The 22,279-nt window shown below is 51.7% G+C and carries 19 protein-coding genes and 1 pseudogene; 5 read left to right on the forward strand and 15 right to left on the reverse strand.

Annotation, left to right across the window (positions count from 1 at the left end; all coding sequences use genetic code 11):
- Positions 1-462: 462 nt before the first annotated feature.
- On the reverse strand, positions 463-1,845 hold the full coding sequence (locus DT73_RS19550; RefSeq protein ID WP_036113762.1) for an amino acid permease: 1,383 nt from the start codon (positions 1,843-1,845) through the stop codon (positions 463-465).
- Positions 1,846-2,175: 330 nt separating this feature from the next.
- Between DT73_RS19550 and DT73_RS19555 the strand changes: the two genes are divergently transcribed.
- From DT73_RS19555 to DT73_RS19570, 4 genes are all read left to right on the forward strand, one after another.
- Positions 2,176-2,655 carry an Lrp/AsnC family transcriptional regulator gene (locus DT73_RS19555; protein ID WP_036113765.1) on the forward strand — a complete coding sequence of 160 codons (480 nt, stop codon included), beginning with the start codon at positions 2,176-2,178 and terminating at the stop codon, positions 2,653-2,655.
- A 250-nt stretch (positions 2,656-2,905) separates the two neighbouring features.
- On the forward strand, positions 2,906-3,520 hold the full coding sequence (locus DT73_RS19560) for a YitT family protein (RefSeq protein ID WP_036113768.1): 615 nt from the start codon (positions 2,906-2,908) through the stop codon (positions 3,518-3,520).
- A 27-nt stretch (positions 3,521-3,547) separates the two neighbouring features.
- Positions 3,548-4,741: an amino acid aminotransferase gene (locus tag DT73_RS19565; protein ID WP_036114067.1), complete on the forward strand. Its 1,194-nt coding sequence runs from the start codon at positions 3,548-3,550 to the stop codon at positions 4,739-4,741.
- 240 nt (positions 4,742-4,981) lie between these two features.
- Positions 4,982-6,280 carry a histidine-type phosphatase gene (locus DT73_RS19570; protein ID WP_051691484.1) on the forward strand — a complete coding sequence of 433 codons (1,299 nt, stop codon included), beginning with the start codon at positions 4,982-4,984 and terminating at the stop codon, positions 6,278-6,280.
- Positions 6,281-6,344: 64 nt separating this feature from the next.
- Here the strand turns inward: DT73_RS19570 and DT73_RS19575 are convergent, their stop codons facing one another.
- A complete protein-coding gene (locus DT73_RS19575; RefSeq protein ID WP_235234557.1) occupies positions 6,345-7,685 on the reverse strand; it encodes an MFS transporter in 1,341 nt (446 codons plus the stop codon).
- Positions 7,686-7,918: 233 nt separating this feature from the next.
- Positions 7,919-8,827, reverse strand: coding sequence for a GntR family transcriptional regulator (locus DT73_RS19580; protein ID WP_036113774.1), 909 nt, complete (start codon positions 8,825-8,827; stop codon positions 7,919-7,921).
- 139 nt (positions 8,828-8,966) lie between these two features.
- Here DT73_RS19580 and DT73_RS19585 point away from each other — a divergent pair, with 139 nt between their 5' ends.
- Entirely contained in the window at positions 8,967-9,989 is a 1,023-nt protein-coding gene (locus DT73_RS19585; RefSeq protein ID WP_036113777.1) for a zinc-binding alcohol dehydrogenase family protein, read from the forward strand.
- A gap of 114 nt (positions 9,990-10,103) precedes the next feature.
- Here the strand turns inward: DT73_RS19585 and DT73_RS19590 are convergent, their stop codons facing one another.
- The 12 genes and pseudogenes from DT73_RS19590 to DT73_RS19640 form a co-directional block, all read right to left on the reverse strand.
- Positions 10,104-10,319: a hypothetical protein gene (locus DT73_RS19590; protein WP_036113780.1), complete on the reverse strand. Its 216-nt coding sequence runs from the start codon at positions 10,317-10,319 to the stop codon at positions 10,104-10,106.
- 23 nt (positions 10,320-10,342) lie between these two features.
- Positions 10,343-11,299, reverse strand: coding sequence for an Rpn family recombination-promoting nuclease/putative transposase (locus tag DT73_RS19595; protein WP_036113784.1), 957 nt, complete (start codon positions 11,297-11,299; stop codon positions 10,343-10,345).
- Positions 11,300-11,490: 191 nt separating this feature from the next.
- Positions 11,491-11,754 carry a helix-turn-helix transcriptional regulator gene (locus tag DT73_RS19600; protein ID WP_036113788.1) on the reverse strand — a complete coding sequence of 88 codons (264 nt, stop codon included), beginning with the start codon at positions 11,752-11,754 and terminating at the stop codon, positions 11,491-11,493.
- 100 nt (positions 11,755-11,854) lie between these two features.
- On the reverse strand, positions 11,855-12,166 hold the full coding sequence (locus tag DT73_RS19605) for a DUF805 domain-containing protein (RefSeq protein WP_036113790.1): 312 nt from the start codon (positions 12,164-12,166) through the stop codon (positions 11,855-11,857).
- 101 nt (positions 12,167-12,267) lie between these two features.
- Positions 12,268-12,572: pseudogene (locus tag DT73_RS25700) on the reverse strand (ADP-ribosylglycohydrolase family protein); the annotation flags it as partial.
- 131 nt (positions 12,573-12,703) lie between these two features.
- On the reverse strand, positions 12,704-13,183 hold the full coding sequence (locus DT73_RS19610; RefSeq protein WP_036113793.1) for a hypothetical protein: 480 nt from the start codon (positions 13,181-13,183) through the stop codon (positions 12,704-12,706).
- Positions 13,180-17,595 (reverse strand): RHS repeat-associated core domain-containing protein, encoded by a 4,416-nt coding sequence (locus DT73_RS19615; protein WP_036113796.1) that lies wholly within the window; start codon positions 17,593-17,595, stop codon positions 13,180-13,182. Before DT73_RS19615 ends, DT73_RS19610 begins: the two co-directional genes overlap by 4 nt.
- A gap of 1 nt (position 17,596) precedes the next feature.
- Positions 17,597-18,040, reverse strand: a complete 444-nt coding sequence (locus DT73_RS19620; protein ID WP_036113798.1) for a DcrB-related protein — start codon at positions 18,038-18,040, stop codon at positions 17,597-17,599.
- Positions 18,041-18,103: 63 nt separating this feature from the next.
- Positions 18,104-18,670 (reverse strand): hypothetical protein, encoded by a 567-nt coding sequence (locus tag DT73_RS19625; RefSeq protein WP_036113802.1) that lies wholly within the window; start codon positions 18,668-18,670, stop codon positions 18,104-18,106.
- The gene (locus tag DT73_RS19630) at positions 18,667-19,509 is read right to left on the reverse strand and encodes an N-acetylmuramidase family protein (protein WP_036113805.1); all 843 of its coding nucleotides are present in this window, start codon (positions 19,507-19,509) and stop codon (positions 18,667-18,669) included. The genes DT73_RS19625 and DT73_RS19630 overlap by 4 nt, the downstream gene beginning before the upstream one ends.
- A 56-nt stretch (positions 19,510-19,565) precedes the next feature.
- Entirely contained in the window at positions 19,566-19,946 is a 381-nt protein-coding gene (locus tag DT73_RS19635; RefSeq protein WP_036113808.1) for a DcrB-related protein, read from the reverse strand.
- A gap of 155 nt (positions 19,947-20,101) precedes the next feature.
- A complete protein-coding gene (locus tag DT73_RS19640) occupies positions 20,102-22,027 on the reverse strand; it encodes a type VI secretion system Vgr family protein (protein WP_036113810.1) in 1,926 nt (641 codons plus the stop codon).
- Between the last annotated feature and the right edge of the window lie 252 nt (positions 22,028-22,279).

Below are 22,279 nucleotides of genomic sequence, written 5' to 3' on the forward strand. Positions count from 1 at the left end.
AGGCAGCCCCGGCCCGCCAGGCACGCCTCAACGATTTAGAGGCCACACTCCACACCCGCCTGTAATATCTCAGCAAAAATCAAAGAAAACAGACAAAGCACAAATCCCCCAGCCACACCATACAGCACAAAAAAAACCCTTCTTGCAGCGAGGCCTGTTCGCGTAAGACCGGTGAACCGCAGAAAGGAAGACAAGGTTATTCCGCCCGGACGGCGGAATAAGGCGAACCGAGGCATGGATGCCGAGTCGAGCCGGCCGCAGGCTGACTGCCCGGAGGTGAACGCAGTGCGCAGCACCGGTCGCCCGCGAAAACGGGGATTGCAAAGGGGGCGAGCCCCCTTAGCCCGTTCACAGGCTGTGAAGCCGCATTAACCACTCGACTTCAAGTGAACGGAATAGTCACACCAGCCCGGGTGAACGGAAACAACCACACCACTAACACACATCAAAAAAACAAAACACTCACAAACTCCCCGACACCAACTCCGCCGCCCCGGCACGCCTCTTCTTCAGGTAATACCCCACCCCAAGCACCACCAGCCACACCGGAATCAAACACACCGAAATCCGAATCCCCGGTGTCATAAACATAATCACCAAAATCGCGGCCAGGAAAACCAGGCACAGAATATTCGTCAGCGGGTACCCCAGGCTTTTAAAACGCGTAGTTTTCCCGGCACGCTGCATCGCCTGGCGGAACTTCAGGTGCGTAATACAAATCATCGCCCAGTTAATTACCAGGGCAGAAACCACCAGCGCCATCAGCAATTCAAACGCCTTACCCGGCATAATGTAGTTAATCAGCACACACAGCGCCGTTGCCAGCGCAGAAACCCCGAGCGCTGCCAGCGGAATGCCGCGACGGTTGATATTTAACAACCCGCGCGGTGCATTACCCTGTTGCGCCAGGCCAAACAACATACGGCTGTTGCAATAAACACAGCTGTTGTAGACCGAAAGAGCCGCAGAGAGCACCACCAGGTTAAGAATATTGGCAACAAGGTTGCTGTCCAGCGCATGAAAAATCAGCACGAACGGGCTGCCGCCCTGCACCACTTTCTGCCAAGGATACAACGACAACAGCACCGCCAGAGAACCCACATAAAACAACAGAATGCGCCAGATAACCTGGTTAGTGGCGCGGGGAATAGTTTGTTCCGGGTTATCAGCTTCTGCAGCGGTGATCCCCACCAGCTCCAGGCCACCAAAAGAGAACATAATTACCGCCATCGCCATCACTAACCCGCTAATGCCGTTGGGGAAAAAGCCGCCCTGCTGCCACAAGTTAGTCACTGTGGCTTCAACACCACCATGGCCGCTTATCAGCAAATACGCGCCAAAACCAATCATGCTGACAATCGCCGCCACTTTGATAATGGAAAACCAGAACTCCAGCTCGCCATACACTTTTACGTGGGTCAGGTTAATCGCATTAATCACCAGGAAGAAAACCGCAGCAGAAACCCAGGTGGGCACTTCCGGCCACCAGTACTGAATATAAATTCCCACAGCACTTAGCTCAGCCATACTCACCAGCACATACAGCACCCAGTAATTCCAGCCAGACATAAACCCGGCGAATGGCCCCCAGTAGCGGTTAGCAAAGTGGCTGAAGGAACCAGCAACTGGCTCTTCCACCACCATCTCACCAAGCTGGCGCATAATAAAAAAGGCGATTAAACCGGCGACGGCATAACCCAGCAGCACCGAAGGCCCGGCCATATGAATGGTCTGCGCTATTCCCAAAAATAGCCCGGTACCAACCGCGCCTCCCAGTGCAATAAGTTGAATGTGGCGGTTTTTTAATCCACGTTTTAATTCGTTATCGTTTTGCTGAGTAGCCATTACCATCTCCGGGTCCAAAAGGTTACAGCCGAAGAGAGCAACTATCAGGCCAGGCTTAAGGTTCTCCTCAAGAAGAAAACACTAACTAATTGATACAAAGAATAATTTAAATTATCCCCACCACTCACAAAATGTGAATAATTCGTTAACAAAGGAATGATATGCGTATTTTTAGAACATATTACGCATCATTCGCGCACAAAATAGCCATTGAGTGCACGAAACAGTTCCATTTTGGTGCAGCACAAAAAATGCACATACAGCAAAGCTTCGCCGGAGGGAAAAAACTGCTAGTCTGTAAGCCACTTTTTCTGCGCTGATACCGGGCTTATGTACAATATCGACGACTTTGATGTGAAGATCCTCAACCTGCTGCAGTCCAACGGCCGCCTGACAAACCAGGAACTTAGCGAGCTGATTGGCTTGTCTGCCTCCCAGTGTTCACGGCGGCGCATCGCACTGGAGCAGGCGCAACTCATTCTTGGCTACCACGCCCGGCTGGCGCCAGATGCTGTGGGCCGCGAAGTGCTGGGGCTGATAGAAGTGCGCCTGCTGAACCACACCGCTGATTGCGTGGAAAGCTTCCATACCATGCTGCGTGATGTCGATGCCGTGATTGATGCCTTTAAAACCACCGGCGACGCCGATTACCTGCTGAAAGTCGCCGTCCAGGACCTGCAAGGACTGAGCGATTTAATCAGTAAGATCCTCTCGCGCAACAAGAGCGTTGCCCACCTGAAAACGTCCGTGGTACTTAACCGCCTGAAGGAAAACGGCCTGATGATGCCAGGCAGTGACATGTTGCCCTGAATCGGGGCATAACGCTTTATTATGGTGCAACACACAAGCCCGATTCGTGTACTAAAAAGCAATTAAATGCACACATCAACCAATATAAAGTCTTTACATGCACAAAATACGCAAAACCCAGGCCTGATGTATCAGTATGTTAGCGAATATGTCGGTGAATAATTCACCATTCAGCCTGTTTGCATGGTGATTCTGGCGTGTTTTTTGCTGGTTATGCTTATCCTGTGCCACTGAAAAATTATGATTTCTTATGGATAACGTTATAACGCCCAATAAACTCGCCCACACCTGGCTGGAAGATGCACTGGCCTTGCTGTTTGGCACACTGATGATCTCATTTGGTGTGGTTTTGCTACGCCAGTCTGGCGCACTCACTGGTGGGACTGCAGGCCTGGCTTTCCTGATTCACTATGTCACCCATATCTCCTTTGGCGCGGCATTTTTCGTGATTAACCTGCCTTTCTACTGGCTGTCTGTCCGCCGTATGGGCATGCAATTCACCCTGAAGACGTTCTGTGCCGTCGCACTGGTTTCACTATTTTCTGATTTGCATGGCCGTTTTATTCACATCGACCAGCTCAACCCGTTTTATGCCACGCTGTTTGGCAACGTCATGATGGGGATTGGTTTTGTGGTGCTGTTCCGCCATAAAGCGAGCCTTGGCGGCGTGAATATCCTCGCACTTTACTTGCAGGACAAAAGCGGGATCCGCGCTGGAAAATTCCAGATGGCGGTAGATGCCTGCATAGTGACGGCTTCTTTGTTCGTTGTCAGCCTGCCGATGCTGGTTGCCTCAATTGTTGGCGCCACCCTGCTGAATCTGATTATTGCCATGAATCACCGCCCCGGACGCTACGCGGTGTAACCTCTGACTAACCAGGAGTATTAAATGTTGTTCCAGCATGTTGACGCCTACGCGGGCGACCCGATTTTGTCGCTGATGGAAAAATTTCACCAGGACCCACGGCCAAACAAAGTCAACCTGAGCATTGGTCTTTATTACAACGAGAAAGCCATTATTCCTGAACTGGAAGCGGTAGCGCGCGCACGTCGCCTGTTAGAACAGCATCCTGCCGGGGCCAGCGTGTATTTGCCAATGGAAGGGCTGAATGCCTACCGCAGTGCGGTGCAACACCTGGTGTTTGGTGAACAACACGCCGCGCTGAAAGCCGGGCGCATCGCCACAATTCAAACCCTGGGCGGTTCTGGCGCACTGAAAGTTGGGGCTGACTTCCTGAAATGCTACTTCCCGAATTCAGACGTGTGGGTGAGCGACCCCACCTGGGAAAACCATATCGCCATTTTCTCCGGTGCAGGCTTCAATGTGCACACTTACCCGTATTTCGATAAAGAAACCCGCGGGGTAAACTTCACGGCAATGCTGGATACACTGCGCCAGTTGCCGGCACACAGCATTGTGCTGCTGCACCCGTGCTGCCATAACCCAACCGGTGCTGATTTAACCCATTCACAGTGGGATGAAGTAATTGAAGTGCTGCAGGCAAGGGAGCTGATTCCGTTCCTGGATATTGCCTACCAGGGGTTTGGGGCAGGTATTGAAGAAGACGCTTACGCCATTCGCGCTATTGCCAGCGCTGGCCTGCCTGCACTGGTCAGTAATTCATTTTCGAAAATCTTCTCACTGTATGGTGAGCGTGTGGGCGGGTTATCTGTGGTGTGTGAAGATGCCGCAGCCGCCAGCCGCGTGCTGGGCCAGTTAAAAGCAACCGTGCGCCGTAACTACTCCAGCCCGCCTAATTATGGCGCGAAACTGGTTTCCATGGTGCTGAATACCCCAGAGCTGAACGCACTGTGGCGTGCAGAAGTGGATGCCATGCGCACCCGTATCAGTGAAATGCGCCAGGTACTGGTTGATACACTGAAAACGGCATTGCCCGGGCATAGTTTTGACCACCTGCTGACACAGCGCGGCATGTTCAGTTATACCGGCTTCAGCCCGGAGCAAGTGGATAAACTGCGCAACGATTTGGGTGTGTATTTGATTGCCAGTGGGCGTGTCTGCATGGCCGGGCTTAACCATAATAATGTCGTGCCGGTTGCCGAGGCATTTGCTGCAGTGCAGTAATAACGATTTCTTAAATGTGATTATTGGTCTGGCTTGTTTTTACCCGCTGTTTTACCAGCGGGTTTTTTGTTTGTCAGCAAACAATATTCGCTATAGCGGCGATGAATATGCACTAACTTCTGGTAACTCACTGGCTAAAAAATATTGTTATGTTTCATGCAAAGATAACAGACTCAATACAATATCTGACAGTATCCGGAATGAGCATAGTCTGCATACTTTTATCGCCAGGAACGCATTATGAAAAAACTGACAGTCAATTTCCTATTACTGATGATGGGATCAACCAGCCAAATCCCTATTACCAGTGCCGCACAAGCCCCCCAGTACGTACTCGAAAAAGTGGTTACCCTGAGCCGCCACGGCGTGCGCCCACAAACCGACAGCGCCTCACTACAGAAAGCCACTGGCCAGGCGTGGCCTGAATGGACAGTGCCGGATGGTTTTCTGACTGGTCATGGCTATATGGGCGTGGCACAACAAGGAGCTTACCAGCTCCAGCAATGGCTGGCACAAGGTTTACCCTTAAAAGAACAGCAACACTGCCCGGCAGAGGGCAGCGTTTGGGTATGGGCCGCGCCAGACCAGCGCACCAAAGCTACCGGAATGGCACTGGTCGATGGCATGTTCCCGGGCTGTGGTATTGCTGTGCATTCCGCCTCCACCCCACAAGATCCATTGTTCGACACTCTGGACATGGGGCTGGCACACCCGGATATGGCGGTGGTGAAACAAGAAGTCATGGCGCGAATGGGAAGCCCGGAAGAAGCAGCGAAACGTTATCAGCCAGCCGTTGATTTATTGCGTCAGGCGGTATGCACACCAGATAAAGACAGCTGTAAGTTTCTGGATAAACCCTGGAAAGTCAAAATTAGTGATGACGGGAAGGTAAAACTGGGCGGACCGGTTTCTGAAGGGTCTTCAATGGGGGAAACCATTCGCCTGCAATACAGTGAAAACCTGCCACTGGAGCAGGTAGCGTTTGGCCACGCAGCCAGCGCGGAGCAAGTCAGTGCTTTGATGGCCTTGCATGCCGCGAAATATGACCTGGTGAGTGATACCCCAGAATATGCCCGCCACGGGGGTTCCATTCTGATGCGCCAGCTACTTAATGCGCTCACTGCCGGAACGCAAAACCCAACCAGCCAAACCATTAACCTGGCACTACAACGCCCACTGGTGATGCTGGTTGGCCATGACACCAATATTGCCCAAATTCAAACCATGCTCGGGTTTAACTGGCAGTTACCGGTTTACCCACGCAACGACATTCCCCCCGGCGGCAGCCTTAACCTGGCCCGCTACAAAAATACCCAGACCGGCGAGCAACTGGTGCGCATTACATTCAGTGCCCGTACTCTGGACCAGTGGCGCCAGCTTTCACCACTGAACGCACAACACCCGTTACCCGAAGCGGAATTCCAGGCCGCATGGTGCAAGAAAACGGATGTTGGCACCTTGTGCCCGCTTACTGAATTTGTCAGCCATGTGCGCCAGCAACTGGTCGACGATGGCAAAGATGTGGCTGTGTTTAAGTAATAACGTTTGCTCTCCATGAACAGCCTGCTGGTGGGGCTGTTCATGGTTTCAGGGGTTTACCGCTTCACTTGCCCACATCACTGATTGGCTGACGAACCAGCAGCACATAAGCCGCAGCACCAAGCACGGTAACACAGGAACAGATGGTCAGCGCCAAATGGAACGAGTGCGTGGTATCAACCACCCAACCAGTCACTATCGGTGCAAAAGAGGCACAGATGAAACTGGCAAAGTTCTGGATACTTCCCACAGAAGCCGTCATTCGGGAAGCCACCGCAACATGAATCAGCCCCCAGCAAGAAGTTCCGGCAAAGTGAATGCAAAACAGTGCCATACCAATCAATAATACAGCGTTCATGGACGAGGTAGCTTGCGCCACCAAAAATGTAAAACTGGCTGACAACAACATGCCGGCAATAATGCAAATTTTACGGCTTTTTAACGGTGCAACCCCCCTTTTTACCAGAGCGTCAGTTACATAACCATTCACCAGCATGCCAGCAGCCCCAAATAAGAAAGGTATCGCCGCCATCAAACCGGTGCTTTTCAGGTCCATGTTATAGGTAGTTTGCAGATAACCAGGCAACCAGGCCAAATAGAGCCATGCGGTGTAGTTGATGCCACTGAAACCCAGCATCATGCCCCACATCGTACGATTGCGGAACAACCCTCGCCATTCAGCGAAGCTAAGCGGCTCCCGGCGTGCATTGACACTCCCGGCATTAAGGTAAGCCTGCTCTACTGGCGTCAGAGAAAGTTGCTCACGGTTGCGATAGAATAAATACCAGCCTATTGCGACAACGATACCGAACAGGCCGATTGTAATAAACATACCCCGCCAGCCAATCAGCAGCATCATCGCAGCCAGAATCGGTGGGCTGATGGCAACCCCTATCGTAGAAGCGGCATTAAAAAAACCCATTGGGCGGCCGCGCTCTTTGATGTTAAACCAGTCATTGATAACTTTAACTCCGCACGGATTCATTGGCGCTTCACCTATTCCCATGCCAACCCGTACCAGTACAAACTGGGCAAAACTGTGCACCAGACCTGACATTGCCTGAAACAACGACCAGAAAAACATTCCCAGGCCCAGCATAATTCGCGGGCCTTTCCTGTCCAGCAAAGGTCCACAAGGAAGTTGCGCTATACCGTAAGCCAGTGAAAACACCGAGAGCAAAGCGCCAATCTCAGTGGCACTAAGCCCAAGGTCATGGCGTATTGTCATATTGGCGACAGATAGTGAACTACGATCGAGATAATTCACAACAGCAGCAAGAAATAATAAAGCCATCGCAGTAAACTGAATTTTCTTAATTCTACTACTGCGCTGTAATAAACCCTCCGGAGGTAAAACCGCTTCACCTTCCGGGCGAGTATTTATTGTCGGTGAATGCTCTGGAATAACATTTACTTTGTCCACATGCTGCTCCTGAATATTTTTTGGCAACAAGAACCTCTCGCCTCATGGAGAAGCGAAAATACAGTCAACTGTGAGCGTTAATAACGCATTGAGATAATCTTTATAAAATATCCCTTGACTGAATATGAGCTTAATCACCGACTTCCAGTGAATTGAATTAAGATAACAGTTTCGTGCTCTACTCTGAGGTTTTCTGTTTTTTATCTGTCTTTAATTTATTTTCCTGTGAATTGATGAATTGAACGAATCATCGATTGTTTTGCTGTGTTCAGGTGATCGCGTAACGCCCGAATTGCCTCAAGGTCATTACGGCAAATCAGGGCGCTCAGAATGGTCATATGCTCGTCAATGGCAATAATATTGCGCTGTTTAAGATCGGCCTCATCCCACTGGTAATGGAAATGGAAAATCACAGATATAATCTCAAGCGATTGATTAAAAAATATATTCTGTGCAGATGATAGTAACAGCGCATGAAAATCGCGGTCCAGACGGGAGAAAGTTCGGTAGCTGTCACCCACGGTATCACGCAGCATACGGTGGCGCTCCAGCAGATTTTTAGCCTGCAGCCATAAAGGGTGGTTATCTGGCAAATTCAGAAAGTGCTGCATCGCATGCATTTCCAGCATCTCACGGAGCTCGAACAGTTGTTCAGCATAGGCTTTATCGAACTGCTTCATGCGCCAAAGCCCGCGCTGTTCACTGGTTACCAGGTCATAACGGCAAAATTTTAGCAAATATTCACGCACAGTGGCGGGGCTGACATTGGCGGCTTTTGCCAGTTGTAACTCCGAAAACACTTCTCCGGCTCTGAGTTGCCGCTGGTTGATCATTGTGAAAAAAGCCATTTCAAACAGGCGGCTTTGCTCCTCTTGTGGCGGAGTGACAGCCTCATAGCCATCTGCAGTATCAGGGTTTCTCAGGCGGATGTAATCTGTGCCTATTTTTTCCAGCACACCACATTCGACAAACCAGGCCAGCGTATGCCGTACCGTGGTGCGGCTGATAGCATACATCTCTGCCAGTGCTGAAATAGATGGTAAGGGGGAAGGAATATGGTTTAACGACATGTCATGGATGAATTGATTAATCACATTTTGGCGTAAATTCTGTGAACGGCTCATAAACACTCTCCTTTTTTCCTCATTAAAACCATATTTAAGACACTTTTTTGAGTTTATTCTCACACTTTTACGCTCTGATTAATCGCAGCATTATTTTTTTAATCAATAACTCTCGCAACACAAAACAGGAGTATTGATCATGGCGATGATGAACACATTGGTATGTACTGAGCCAAAAAAAATGATATATCAACAACGCACCGTACCTATTCCTAAAAAAAATGAAGTGCTGGTTAAAATAAAAACTGTAGGTATTTGTGGGACAGATATTCATGCCTGGGGCGGTAATCAGCCATTCTTTAGTTACCCAAGAGTGTTAGGCCATGAAATATGTGGTGAGATAATTAGTGTAGGAGAAAATATTGGGAATATGCACGCTGGACAACAAGTCGCGGTAATTCCTTATGTTGCCTGCGAACATTGTCCAGCCTGCCTGAGCGGACGAACCAATTGTTGTGAAAACATCTCTGTGATTGGTGTTCATCAGGACGGTGGGTTCAGCGAATATTTAAGTGTTCCTGCACGCAATGTGCTTTTAGTGGAAGGTATCGATCCGGAAGCGGCGGCGCTGATTGAGCCTTTTTCGATCAGTGCCCATGCTGTGCGCCGGGCACAGGTAGAAACCGGTGATGATGTGTTAGTGGTGGGTGCTGGCCCCATTGGCTTAGGCGTTGCAGCTATAGCCAAAGCAGACGGTGCGCGTGTAGTAGTGGCAGATACCAGTGAGATGAGACGCCAGCATGTTAAGGAACACCTTGGGCTACCAACACTGAACCCAGCAGACAGTGAGTTTGATGAGGAATTGCGCCGTTATTTTGAGGGTTCTCTGGCGAAAAAGGTGATAGATGCTACCGGGAACCAGCGCGCGATGAACAATGCAGTGAACTTGATACGCCATGGAGGGATAGTGGTTTTCGTTGGGTTATTTAAAGGTGAGTTACAGTTCTCTGACCCTGATTTTCACAAGAAAGAAACCACGCTGCTGGGTAGCCGCAATGCAACCCATGAAGATTTTGCCAAAGTGGGGCGACTGATGTCTGAAGGCCAGTTAAATGCCAGCATGATGCTGACCCACCGATATGCATTTACCCATCTGGCAGACGTTTACGAGCAACAAGTCATTAATAACCAGACACTGATTAAAGGCGTTATCGCATTTTAAAACTATAACAGACCGGAATTACAGATTGCCTTGCTGCGCCCGGGGAGGTGTTGGGCGCTTTTTTTTTGCTGTTTCTAGCAACACCGTGCAAATGGTGAACAGGTGACAATGCAATCAATTACCACGGCTTAACACGCACAAATTGGACAGTTCCTCTTCCGAAAGGCCTGTTAATTCCATAATAAAATTCCGGTCCGAGCCACGTTGCAGAAGAGTTTTGGCGAAATTGTGCACAGCCAGCTTCTGGCCCTTTCTTATCCCGATTTGTTCGCCTTCCCGTATACCCTGCTCACGCCCGAGTTGTTCCAGTTGTTGTGCAATGGTTGCCATCGTCTTGCTCCAGGGGTGAATAATCAGAAGTCAATTTGCGCCAGTTCCTCTTCCGAGAGGCCGGTTAGTTCCATAATAAAATCCCGGTCTGAGCCACGTTGCAAAAGAGTTTTGGCGAAATTGTGCACAGCCAGCTTCTGGCCCTTTCTTATCCCGATTTGCTCGCCCTTCCTTATCCCGATTTGCTCGCCTTCCCGTATACCCTGCTCACGTCCGAGTTGTTCCAGTTGTTGTGCAATGGTCATTAGTGCCTCTCCATGTTGTGGTACACGTTGTGCCAGTGTCTTAATAAACGCTCTGGCATCTGCTGCTTCACCCGCCCGTAGAATATAGTTTACCAGGGTAACTACCTGTGATGACGAAAGATAGCCAGTAAGTAAAATTGGTGCAAGTTTATCCACCAGTTTTGCCAGATCACGCTGGTGAATATGTTTCTGTAACAACGTTAGCCCGGCCATACTGCGATGGTGCGCAATTTCATCATCAGGAATTACCGTAACATCCACCAAAGGGAAAGGCTGGCTGTACAACCTGCCCGCCTGTTCCGGGTCTGCAAATGCATCCAGCCAGCGGCTGGAGTAGGGGTAAGGGCTGCGTTTCCCGGCATAAAAGAGCACCGGGATCACCAGCGGCAGTGTGGTATGCCCGGCATCCAGGTGGCGTTTCATGGCTGCTACGGAATAACGTAATAACCTGAACGCCATCTGTTTATCTGGTGTGGACTGGTGCTCAATCAACACATAGATATAGCCTTCATCACCCGTCGTAGTCTTCAGGCTGTAAAGGATATCGCTGAAATACTGGCTCATGTTATCTTTCACAAAAGAGCCGGATTCCAGTTTCAGCGTACTGAAATCACAAACAGCCCGTAACGGTGGCGGAAGGTGAAGCTCCATAAAATCCCGGGCGATTTCTGGCTGGGTAAGAAACTGGCGAAATGCCGCATCATGCGGCATCGCCCCGGTGGTTTCCTTGTTCATTTGCTCCGTCCCTGGTCTGTTTCCTGCGCAGGCTAGCACTGCCTGTTTGCCCGGATCATGGTCTTTCATTACACAACCCGTACTTTCCTGGATTTTTGCGTACCGGTACGCAGCCCTGGTGCATACCCTATGAAATATGCACCAGCTTTGTTGATTGCCTGCACAGGCACGCAGGCAATATTTTTCCGGTGTTATTCACCCAGGCGGCGCATTAGCTGGCTTCTGTCGATTATCTTGCCATCTTTGTAATAACGCTCCGGCCAGATTTCAGACGGATGCACACCAATTGCCTGAGCTATCAGGTATTCGCCTTTCGGCCAGGGGCGGGTTAGCGCATTCGACAACGTTGAGGAGCTTAACCCTGCATGGCGCGATACCGCCGCCATTGAGGTGTCTTTCTTGCGCAGTGCTGCAATGATATCTGCCGGGTGCCAGTTCTCTTTTTGCATGGTGATTTCCTTATTAGCGTAAGCAATGAGAGGTACACGAAGATATTACGAAGGTTTTTTATGCGGGGATACTACGAGGAACGTAGTGGGGAGACAGATTAAAAATTCACTGATTACTATTCACTGAGGCGGGCAACAACAGGAAGGGAAAAAGAATATAAGGGAAAAACACCAACAGAATAATCACAAACCGCGAATAACCGGCGTCATTGATTCTGCGAACCGCGGAAGCCAGTAACGGCAGGATAAAACACAGTAACAGAATAATGCTGGTATCCTCCGCAGAGGATAATCTCAGCCAGCCGAAGTACCACAGGCACTGAAAAATGAACACGACACCATATTCAAACCGGGTATCCCTCCCTTCGTAACTGAACGTGGAGAAAATACCTTTTTTCAGAACCCTGAGTATACGCATTGAATGTCCGCAGTATTAAAAAGATGGTTGTATTATTGTGCAGGTTAGAAAGCAGGAAAGGGCGAGATAACAGTCACGCCCGGGTACGCAGGCAGCCATTATTACGCATCAGAATGGGAAGACAGCTGAAACAGCCTGTCAGCAAGCGACACAATATGCTCATGCTGCGCCAGTTTCGTTCTCCACTCTTCCGGGATGCCCTGCCAGCCATAAAGTGCACCAGCCAGTTGCCCGGCAGTGGCTGCCACACTGTCTGCGTCATCCGCCAGGTTGGCGGCGAGAGCACGGTATCCCGGAAATTATCGGTGTACCAGACAGCCCAGAGCGCGGCTTCCTGGGTATCAATCACATAGCCACTGGAACGGATTTCATCGCGGGTTTTATGCCGGTAAGTTCTGGCTGAAAGGGATCAAACTCATTGTGAAAAGAGGGGTTGATACCTCAGCTATTGCATTCAATATCAGGCGCGCCTATTTAATTCATTTAAAGAATCACTTATTCAAAACCAGCTAAACAAAACAGTAAAAATGGACATCATTAATAATAACTAATATAAATTCCACAATTAAATGATTTTGTTTCGAAAGAGACCGAGATACGCCCCCAAGAAAACTCCCATCTATAGCCATGATCTATTTTCACATAATCATCCGATAAGCGAAGCTCATTGAAAAGCCAGTTAAAAAGCTCATCAATCTCATATTCCAACATATTAATATCACTCCTTTCCTCCCAGTTAGATAGTGAGCGATAATATACCCCACCCTTATTAACAAAATATAACATGAATGGAGTATTTTCAAAACATGCAGGCCTAATCGTTAATTCAAAAACTCTCCCCATCCATAAAATATCATTGACCAAATAATGATAAGGAATTATCTGATTAGCTTCATTTACATTTTTTAATTTATCATAAATCGACGAAACGACCCACTCATTGTGGTCTTTAGCCTCCAAACGCTCACCATTAAAAAGTAGCACACCTGAAGAAATATCAATATTAAAATCAATCATATATCTATTACCTTGCCAGGAATCAATAAATGCCTTAATTCTTCTGGAATGAAGAATTGCAACCCACCACCTTTACCATATATTTCATTCGCACCAGCTCGCCCATAAGCAACATTAATATCTTCTGAAACATAGTATGCTCTAGCTTGTGTTCTAACAGGCCATCTAGGATCTAACTTAATCTGTAATGCTTGATGGTAACCAATAGGATCGCCTTTGAATTGTCTTATAGTTGGATAAGTAACTGTATAGGCTGGTTGTTGATTTCCATTAGGATGTAAAGCATACAATATTGTTCCCTTCTTCAATTTCCTATTAGTATAAACATCGACCCCTGGATAGTCATCATTCCCTGGACCTTGCCATTTAGTCGCTTCTTTAGATGGGTCATTACACTTACTCAACCCCAGCGGATCCACCCAGCCCTGCGCATTTGGCGCATACTGGTACAGGTTCAGCCCACCCGCCAGCCCTATCGGGTCCTGCTGCGTAAACCGCCCGCTGTCCGGGTCGTAATACCTGAACAGGTTATAATGCAAACCGGTCTCTCTGTCCAGGTACTGCCCCTGCATCCGCAGGTTCTGCGCAAAGCCTGCCGCATGGACCGGCGCTTCGCGTAACAGTTTGCCCCAGGCACCCGTCTGCCCATCCCAGCGCACCTGCCCTTCGTTGTCCGTCAGCCGCTCCGGCGTGCCGTTGGGCTGGCAGTGGAACCAGTAGATTTCCGGGTCAGTGATGCCGTCGATACGCGCCAGCGGTTCATAGCTCCCCTGGTCTGCATACACATAGGTCAGCGGGATGTCGCCGTGCACTTCCTGCAGCAGGCGCAGCCCTTCCCACACAAACCCTGTCGTCACCCGGGTGCTTTCGCTGCCGTCTTCCCGCACCTGCCAGCGCGTTTTGCTGACGCGCCTGCCCAGCGGGTCGTACTGGAAGCTCACATGCACCGCCGGGCGGTGCCGGGTTTCGCTTACCACGTCTGTCAGACGATGTTCCGTGTCGTAACGGTAGCGCCAGCGCTGCTGGCCGCTGATTTTCTCCACCGTGCGCCCGTGAATGTCGTAACGCCAGCGAATGCCGTTCAGTTCCGTCACCCGGTTGTGCAGTACACGGCCGCCACTCTGTGCCAGCGGGTTGCCCGCGCCGTCCTGCGGCCAGTTCACTGTGCCACTGCGGCTGTCTTCCTGCTGCTGCAGTTTGCCCGTGCTGTCGTAGGACCAGCGGCTGGCATCGAACGGGTCGCGGTTGCGCTCTTCACGCACCAGGTTATTGCGGAAATCGTATTCCCAGCGCTGCCGCCAGTGCATGTCCCCCGGGCGTTGCGGGTGACCGCTGAACACATCACGGGCCTGCAGGCGGCCCAGCGCATCGTAGCGGGTGTGGCTGCCCAGCACGCCCTGGGTACGGCTGGTTTCACGGTGCAGCACGTCCCGGGTGAAGTCCGTGACCGGCAGGCTGTCCAGCGCAATGCTCAGCAGGTGCCCGCTGCCGTAGTAGAACTGTTTTAACTGACGCCCGTCCGGCAGCGTGGTCTGCGTGCGGTTGCCCAGCGCATCGTATTCCCAGGCGAGGGTGGCGTTATCGCCGTCTTCACTCACCAGTTGCCCCAGCGCGTTATAGCCGAAGTGCAGCACCTGTTCGGCCGCATCGCTGTAAGCGCCGTCACCCAGTGCCGGGTGGCGGGAAACAGACACCATCTGGCCGCGTTTTGACCACTGGTAGCGGGTGCGCGCATCCGGGCTGGTGCGGGCCGTCAGCAGGCCCCGTTCATCATAATGGAAGCCGTGGATGATGGCGTCGGCATGGCCTGCCGCGAAGGTGCGCCGGAGTGTGCGCCCGCAGGCATCGTATTCATAGCGGGTGGACACACCGTCCAGCCCGGTTTCTGCCAGCAGCAGGTTGTCATCGCCCCAGGTGAAGCGGTATGCCTCGCCGTTTTCATTGCGCAGAGCCACCAGGCGGCTGCGGGCATCGTATTCGCGCTGAACAGTGTTCCCTTCCGGGTCCTGCGTGGCTGTCAGCCGCCCGGCGTTATCGTAGCGGAAACCGTGGCGCCGCCCGTCTGCTGTCTGGTGCCATTCCGGCAGGCCGCGCGCACTCCATTTCAGGTTCTCCTGCCAGCCTTCTGGCCGGGTCAGCCCGGTGGGGCGCCCTGCTGCATCGTACTGGTAGCCGGTCACTGTGCCGTCTGCCGCGGTTTCTTCCAGCAGCCAGCCCAGCGGGTGGTAACGGTAACGGGTGGTGCGCCCGGAGCAGTCCGTTGCCGCGCTTACCAGCCCGGCACGGTTATAATCGGTATGGCGGCGGCCGCCTTTCGGGTCCGTCTCACTAATAACCAGGCCGTATTCATCGCGCTGCACGGTGGTGGTGCCACCCTGTGCGTCAGTGATGCTTTTCAGGCCGTGGTGTGCGTCATAAGTGTAGTGGGTGCTGTTGCCGTCCGGGTCCGTCACCTGAACCGGCAGGGCACGGTGTGCCAGCCATTCGGTGGACTGCACGTTACCTTGCGGGTCAGTCACGCGGACCTGGTTGCCGTTGATGTCGTACACATATTTCCAGGTGTTGCCCAGCGGGTCGGTTTCGCTGAGCAGCTGGTCGTTCTCATCCCACTCAAACAGCCAGTTTTCACCGCGTTCATCTTCCAGGCGGGTGACCATTTGGCTGGCATTCCAGTGGTGGCGGCGAACGGCACCGTTTTCCCGGGTGACGGTAGTGATACGCGCCACCAGGTCATATTCGATTTTGCTGTGTTCCCCGGTACTGGTGCGGTTTTCCACCACGCGCCAGTGGTCTTGTTTTTCCCAGCGGTATTCACTTTCCAGCCCGCCGGGCAGTCGGTGCCACACCATTAACCGGTCATCGTTGTAACGGTATTCACGGCGGGTGACGCCGCTGGCATCGGTGGCAGAAGCCAGCAGGCCGCGGCTGTCATAGCCCCACTGCATCAGGGGCCAGTGCTGGTTGCCGTCGAAATGGCTCAGGGCGGTGACACGCTGCGGGAAATCCGGGTGTGTGTAAGCCAGTGTGACGTCCACCGCGCCAGCGGCATCATGAATGCGCACCAGGCGGCCCTGTTCGTCGTAGCTCATTTCCAGACTGTTGCCGTAATCATCACACAACATGGCCAGTTTCAGGTGCGACGGGTTCTCCCGGGTGGGTTTGAACAGCCGCCACTGGCTGCTGTCCTGGTCGCCAATCACCACATCGCCGTGTTCATTGCGGCGCACCAGGATCCCTTCGGCCGGGCTCAGCAGCATGCTGTCCGGTTTGGGCAGGGTAAACTGCACTTCGCGCCCGGTTTCTTCATACCAGGTGGCCTGGTCACCGTCGACGTGCAGGTAACTGTCGAAGGCGGTGCTCCAGCCGGTGCCGAACAGGCCGTCACGGGTGTTCAGGCTGTTGTAGGCGCGCTGCATGCGGAACGGGAAACGCCCCGGCAGCGCGACATCCAGTTCGTTGTCGTCATTCAGGACTTTTACGCCACTGGCGGCATGGACCGGGTTACCCGCCGCCATCACCGCACTGGTCAGCAGGTTGGTCATGTACCCCGTCACCCCGGACATCATAATACAGGGCAGGTTACGCAGTATTTTACTGGGGCGGCCCAACAGCATCATGATGACCGAAATGCCCAGGTCGAATCCGGGTAATTTACCGCTGTGGATCGGGCGTACTGTCAGTGTGCCGCCGCCGATGGTGACATCGGGCGACACACTGGTGGAGATGGTGGCGTCACAGGTCGTGCGGTCATTAGCACGCACGGCTGGCTGCCCGTTGATGAACACATTGCTGGAGCCTTCTGCCAGGTACTCCTGCGGGGAGTGTTTTTCACAATCAATGGTGTCCAGGGGTGAAGACTTGGTGTTAGCATCCGCGCCTGCGACTGTGGGTTGCCACATATTCGCTGCCACCGAGCTGGCAAAACCCAGCACACCCGCTGCCATATCAAGGAAGCTGATACCCGAATCCGACTCTTCTTTCTTCTCCGGTTCAGTGGCGTGGCCCGCAGCCCGGGCCGCCGGTTTGCCATTGATATTCACATTACTGGAGCCAGAGTTGATTGTCCCGGCCGGGGATGGCGGTGAAATCAGGTTGCCCAGTGCCGTGGCGGATGAACTAATTTCATCAGCCAGACCCGTTACACTGGCAAGTACGCCACCCACCATTCCGGATAATACGCAGCCCGCACCGGCAGCAAGGCCAGTAGCACCTGCCGCCGTTCCACCCATGGTTGCCATTGCGGCGGTCAGTGCGCCACCTCCGGCCAGGGGAGCGGCGGCGGCAATGGCACCACCCACCACCATACCAATGGCAGCATAGGTAGCTATCTCCGCCACAGAACTGACAATATCTGCCAGTAATGTGGTGTGAATAATTTGATCGCCCAGGCGAGCTGCGTGGTTGTCACTCATTTCAGGCGTCCTGCTCCGTAGGGTTAAACGTAATGCTGGCTTTTAACTGGCTCCAGTGTTGTTCATCCTGTTCGCTGAACGGCCGCAGAGCTGAAAAGGTAAACAGCAGCATTTGGGGTTTATCCGCCACCGGCACTGCCAGCTGTTTTTGCCACAAATCCACGCCATTACGTGCAAAGTGGCTTTCCACTTCCACACCGCGGGTCAGGTTGTCCGGGCCTATACTCACCCGGGTGAATTCGCCCTGTTGCAGGGAAGTCATTTGCGGGCGCATGCCATCCCACTGGCGGTGAAATTCTTTCTCGAAGTCGCTGTCTTCCAGCACCGGCCCGCGGGTGATCACCACAGAAAGCCCGCTGTCGGTATCTCGCAGGATATGTGTTGAGGCATCCGCCCACTGGCCGGGGAACAGGGCTATCTGCCCTTCGTTAAAGGTGTAATTCATAGGGGTCTCTGGAATGGCATTATCTGTTGCGCCGGGCGCGCAGTAACTGGCCCGGCGGCGGTGTTAATGTGAAGCGCGGTAAAGGGTTTTCAGTGCCTGGAGCGTGGCCGCGCCCTGCGAACCCAGTTTTGCTGTCAGGGCATTGTCTGGAGTGAAAGTGCCGGTTGCTGTGTTAACAGAGAAAATAACGGATTCAACCGCACTGGCGTTGGGCGATTGCGCATCATAAATAACAGCAAGCTTGATACTGTCTTTATCATCAGCCAGCACGCCCACAGCACGGGTTCCGGCACAAACTTCAGCTTCCCAGTTATCGAAACCAATGGTTGGCACCAGATTCTGAATTTTTCCGTCAGGGGCTGCCCATGAAACAAAACAAACATTGTCGTCGTTAGCATTAAAGCCCTGGCCTGCAAGAATATTCCCCAGGACCTTATCATCACTTTTTACTGAGAAAGCCTGTTTATCAACCGGCGCACCATTTTCAATTTGTTGTTTTGCCGCAGCCTCATAAAGGCTTTTTTCATAGCTGTGGGTATTTATTGCTTTGAGTGTAACGCCCGCTAAAGCAGAAACAGGGAAAAGTAGTGACAGCGCTAAGGCACATACACTTATGCGTGCTTGATTCATTCAGATAACGCCTTTTGGTAGTTATGAGCCAGTTTATTATCATAATTATTTTTACGATACGCTGGCCCATTATAATTATAAGCAAATGAAGCCCAGTTTTTATTAATCAGGGCATTTTTACGATGCGCATTATTCGCGATAAATCTGACAAAGGCATCCAGTTGCCCCTGGAGTGTTCCCATCGCTTTCACAAAATCATCAACCGAAGAAAAACCGGCTTCCTTGAAGTTGTTACCCATAATTTGAAAAGCGCCCCAGGATGCCGACCGTAGTGCAGCATTTTTATCGAGTTTCATGGCTTCTTCAAGCTTGCCATACTGGGCGCTGTATTTTCCATACCCACCCGCTGTAGGGTTAGACAGCACCGGATTGCTGTCATACTTTCCGCCGGTTAACTTATGGAAGTAATGGCGTTCATATAAAATTGACGGGCGGCCTTTTTCATCAAATGCTCCACGGGGAGACTCGGTGTACACCACCGCTTTGATGGCAGCCACTTCACAGCCTAAAGTTGCTGCGGCCTGAACAAACTGTTCCTGAGTAATGCCAGGTACCCGCGTTGTGCGGTTAACCGTAGTATGGAAATTGGCATGCAGGGTCAGGTTACGCATGGTGATGCCGTTCGGGTCAATCACGCCATCCGGGTTACGCATCCGCACCACTTTTTCCTGAAATAACCGAATTCTGGCGATGGTATTTGGGCCAATTTTCCCATCTTCTGCTAATAAATGACCCGGGGTGGGAACAACACTATTTTTATTCAATAAGGTTTGAATTGTGCGAACATCACCATATAAATTACGCTGATTTTCGCCAACAGGTGAATTTATCCTTGCCATAACGCCCTCAAAATATTTAATAAGTATTATTGTCTTAATGAATTAAATAAAAATATTTACTTCCCATGTTGAAAACGAATTCCGCGAATCATTTTACGGTACTGTTCGATATCGCTTTCGCTGTAATCACCCACGCAGGTGCCGATATAACAGACCTTCTTTTTGCCCAGAGCCGGGTCATCCAGCAATAAAACGGTCTGCTTTTGGTGAACGGGTGTGTTGTCGCTTTTAAATTCGTAGAACAGTTCAGCGGCTGGAAGGCCGTCTACATCAATAATTTCAAAAGAGTTCAGCCTGAAATCGGCCAGGCTTTCTCCCAGTTCGCGGATCATGCTGGCCGCGACATCGTGCAGTTTGTCGTCAATACTGGCGGCGCTGCGTGAGACGCTGAAGGTAAAGGCTTCGGTGGATTGCTCACTACGCGTAGATTTCTTCATAGTACGGTCTTAACGGTTGCTGGCGACTAAAGTCGGGCCACAGGCAGTGTATAGCCACTCCCCCCACCCCGTGTCGATGAATAAAATAAACGTGCTGCCCTGTGGTATTAAGCACCGCCCGTTCCCGGGCGATTCAGGCAAATTGTCGGTGCTGGTTATTCTTCGCTGGCATTAAACACAAAGAAGCTGTCCAGATCTTGCTGGATGACGGATTTAAAATTTTCACCCGGTGCTGAGATATTAGAGCCATTACCTGAGTTCAGATTTAATGGCTGCGCATTAATATCTCCCTGGCCGCTTACAGTGATATTCAATTTGGTGCCAATAATCGTTACCGAACCGTCTTTGGCAAGCTCAATGGCGCTATCACCACATGCCAGGCGAATACCCTCTCCGGTGGTCAGAATGTAGTTATTAACCACTTCTTCCTTCATATTGCCGCCGGTGATGGTTTTCACTTCTCCCTTCACACCCACCGTCTGGTCTTTAACCACGCGTTGCACTTCATTTTCACCTACAAAATGGGTGTGGTTTTTGTCGATGTTATGGTTTTCATCGTTTTCCACATCCACGTCCAGGTTACGTTCGGCGTGGAGCCACACCTGTTCTGAACCGGCTTTATCTTCAAAGCGCAGGGCGTTAGCGGTACTGGCGGTGCCGTCTTTTGAGCGGCTCAGGAAACCCATTTGGGTGGCGGCAGCAGGCAGCGCCCAGGGCGGCATGCTGGCATCGTTATACACACGCCCGGTAATGATGGGGCGATCCGGGTCGCCGTTGATAAAGTCCACCACCACTTCATCGCCCACGCGGGGAATTTGTACGCCACCGTAACCCTGGCCTGCCCAGGCGCTGGAAACACGTACCCAGCAGGAACTGGTGTCATCGCCTTTTGCCAGGCGATCCCAGTGGAATTTCACTTTTACCCGGCCGTATTTATCGGTCCAGATGGATTCCCCGGACGGCCCCACTACTTTTGCCGTCTGCGGCCCGCCGGTTCGTGGCCACTGGGCGCTGAATGCCGGGCGGAACGGAATGGAAGACGGGATAACGGTAAAATCAGTACGGTGAATGGTTTCGCCGTCACTGCCGCTGGCATAGCGGTTTTCTTCATACATGTAGTCTGCGCTAATGGTCAGGTATTCGCCGTTATCGCTGAAGAATGGCGCATTAAGCAGAGTAAAGGTATAACCCGGTGCTATACCAATTGCCGTACCGGTGCCGTAAACCTGTTGGTGTTCTACCTGCCAGCGTTCCTGGCGGATACGGGCGTAAAATTCACCGTGCCCATGTTCCACAAAGCGCCCCGGCCAGTCGTAAACGTCTATGCTGCCCGGTGCAGGTGAAACCGGGTTCTGCCGCGCCTGGTAAAGCCAGGCGTTGGGTTTGCGGAAGTCGTAATCATCCAGGCTGTAAATACCTGGCGTTACGCTGTCTTCCAGCGCCCACTGGCTGATACCTTCTTCATCGGTACTGCCGCCAGAGCCGGTTACATGGTACGGAATGTTTTCATACCCGGTGAACGGCACATGCTGCTCTACCGCATCTGTCAGCACCATCGTGTGCTTGTCTGCCTCGTGGCGGAAGTGGTAGCTGATACCTTCCAGTTCCATCAGGCGGCTGATAAACGCAAAACTGCTTTCCTGGTACTGAACGCAGTATTCCCACACCCGGTAGCTGCCGGTAAGTTTATCTTCAATGTTGACCTGATATTCGCCCAGCAGGGTTTTCACTATCTGCGGCACGGTCTGGTTCTGGAAAATACGCAGGTTGTGGTCGCGTTTCATCGGCCACAAATCGGGCTCCACTGTTAGCGCGTAAACGGCATAACGGGTGCCACTGATTTCCGTCGCGCTCACTCCCACCCGGGTGATTTTGCCGTTGATATAACGGGAAGTGAGCAGGTTTTCCGTTGGAATGGTGACGGTAATGGCTTTTCCCAACAAGCTGCTACGGTCGATACGGGCATCTGTGCCCAGCACAGTCACCGTCAGCGCAAAGGATTCAGATAATGCTTCACGCCCGGAAAGTTTCCAGAATAACAGCCCTTCAACCGGGAGCTGGACGGTAATTCGGTTCAACATAAATTCATTCCCAGGATGTGTTGTTTGCAACCGAGAACACAGCAGCACACCTGTTGGCGGCACCGCTGTCTACTGGCGAATCAGAGGACATACTCTTTTATATTTCACATTACAGGCAGGCCGCGCTTACGGAGCCTGTCACGCGAATTATTGGAGTAAAGATGAGTTAAACACAGCAAAACCGGGCAATAAGCCCGGTAAATTTACTGGTAAGAATCAGGCGGGCAGTTAACTGGCTGCCCGTTTCAGGTA

This window comes from Mangrovibacter sp. MFB070 (genome assembly GCF_000705335.1).
Lineage (GTDB): Bacteria > Pseudomonadota > Gammaproteobacteria > Enterobacterales > Enterobacteriaceae > Mangrovibacter > Mangrovibacter plantisponsor.

What these genes read in the sequence shown, in the direction of transcription:
- DT73_RS19550 (WP_036113762.1), bottom strand. Translation starts at nt 1,845, where the DNA reads ATGGCTACTCAGCAAAACGATAACGAATTAAAACGTGGATTAAAAAAC.
- DT73_RS19555 (WP_036113765.1), top strand. Translation starts at nt 2,176, where the DNA reads ATGTACAATATCGACGACTTTGATGTGAAGATCCTCAACCTGCTGCAG.
- DT73_RS19560 (WP_036113768.1), top strand. Translation starts at nt 2,906, where the DNA reads ATGGATAACGTTATAACGCCCAATAAACTCGCCCACACCTGGCTGGAA.
- DT73_RS19570 (WP_051691484.1), top strand. Translation starts at nt 4,982, where the DNA reads ATGAAAAAACTGACAGTCAATTTCCTATTACTGATGATGGGATCAACC.
- DT73_RS19580 (WP_036113774.1), bottom strand. Translation starts at nt 8,827, where the DNA reads ATGAGCCGTTCACAGAATTTACGCCAAAATGTGATTAATCAATTCATC.
- DT73_RS19585 (WP_036113777.1), top strand. Translation starts at nt 8,967, where the DNA reads ATGGCGATGATGAACACATTGGTATGTACTGAGCCAAAAAAAATGATA.
- DT73_RS19590 (WP_036113780.1), bottom strand. Translation starts at nt 10,319, where the DNA reads ATGGCAACCATTGCACAACAACTGGAACAACTCGGGCGTGAGCAGGGT.
- DT73_RS19595 (WP_036113784.1), bottom strand. Translation starts at nt 11,299, where the DNA reads ATGAACAAGGAAACCACCGGGGCGATGCCGCATGATGCGGCATTTCGC.
- DT73_RS19605 (WP_036113790.1), bottom strand. Translation starts at nt 12,166, where the DNA reads ATGCGTATACTCAGGGTTCTGAAAAAAGGTATTTTCTCCACGTTCAGT.
- DT73_RS19610 (WP_036113793.1), bottom strand. Translation starts at nt 13,183, where the DNA reads ATGATTGATTTTAATATTGATATTTCTTCAGGTGTGCTACTTTTTAAT.
- DT73_RS19615 (WP_036113796.1), bottom strand. Translation starts at nt 17,595, where the DNA reads ATGAGTGACAACCACGCAGCTCGCCTGGGCGATCAAATTATTCACACC.
- DT73_RS19620 (WP_036113798.1), bottom strand. Translation starts at nt 18,040, where the DNA reads ATGAATTACACCTTTAACGAAGGGCAGATAGCCCTGTTCCCCGGCCAG.
- DT73_RS19625 (WP_036113802.1), bottom strand. Translation starts at nt 18,670, where the DNA reads ATGAATCAAGCACGCATAAGTGTATGTGCCTTAGCGCTGTCACTACTT.
- DT73_RS19630 (WP_036113805.1), bottom strand. Translation starts at nt 19,509, where the DNA reads ATGGCAAGGATAAATTCACCTGTTGGCGAAAATCAGCGTAATTTATAT.
- DT73_RS19635 (WP_036113808.1), bottom strand. Translation starts at nt 19,946, where the DNA reads ATGAAGAAATCTACGCGTAGTGAGCAATCCACCGAAGCCTTTACCTTC.
- DT73_RS19640 (WP_036113810.1), bottom strand. Translation starts at nt 22,027, where the DNA reads ATGTTGAACCGAATTACCGTCCAGCTCCCGGTTGAAGGGCTGTTATTC.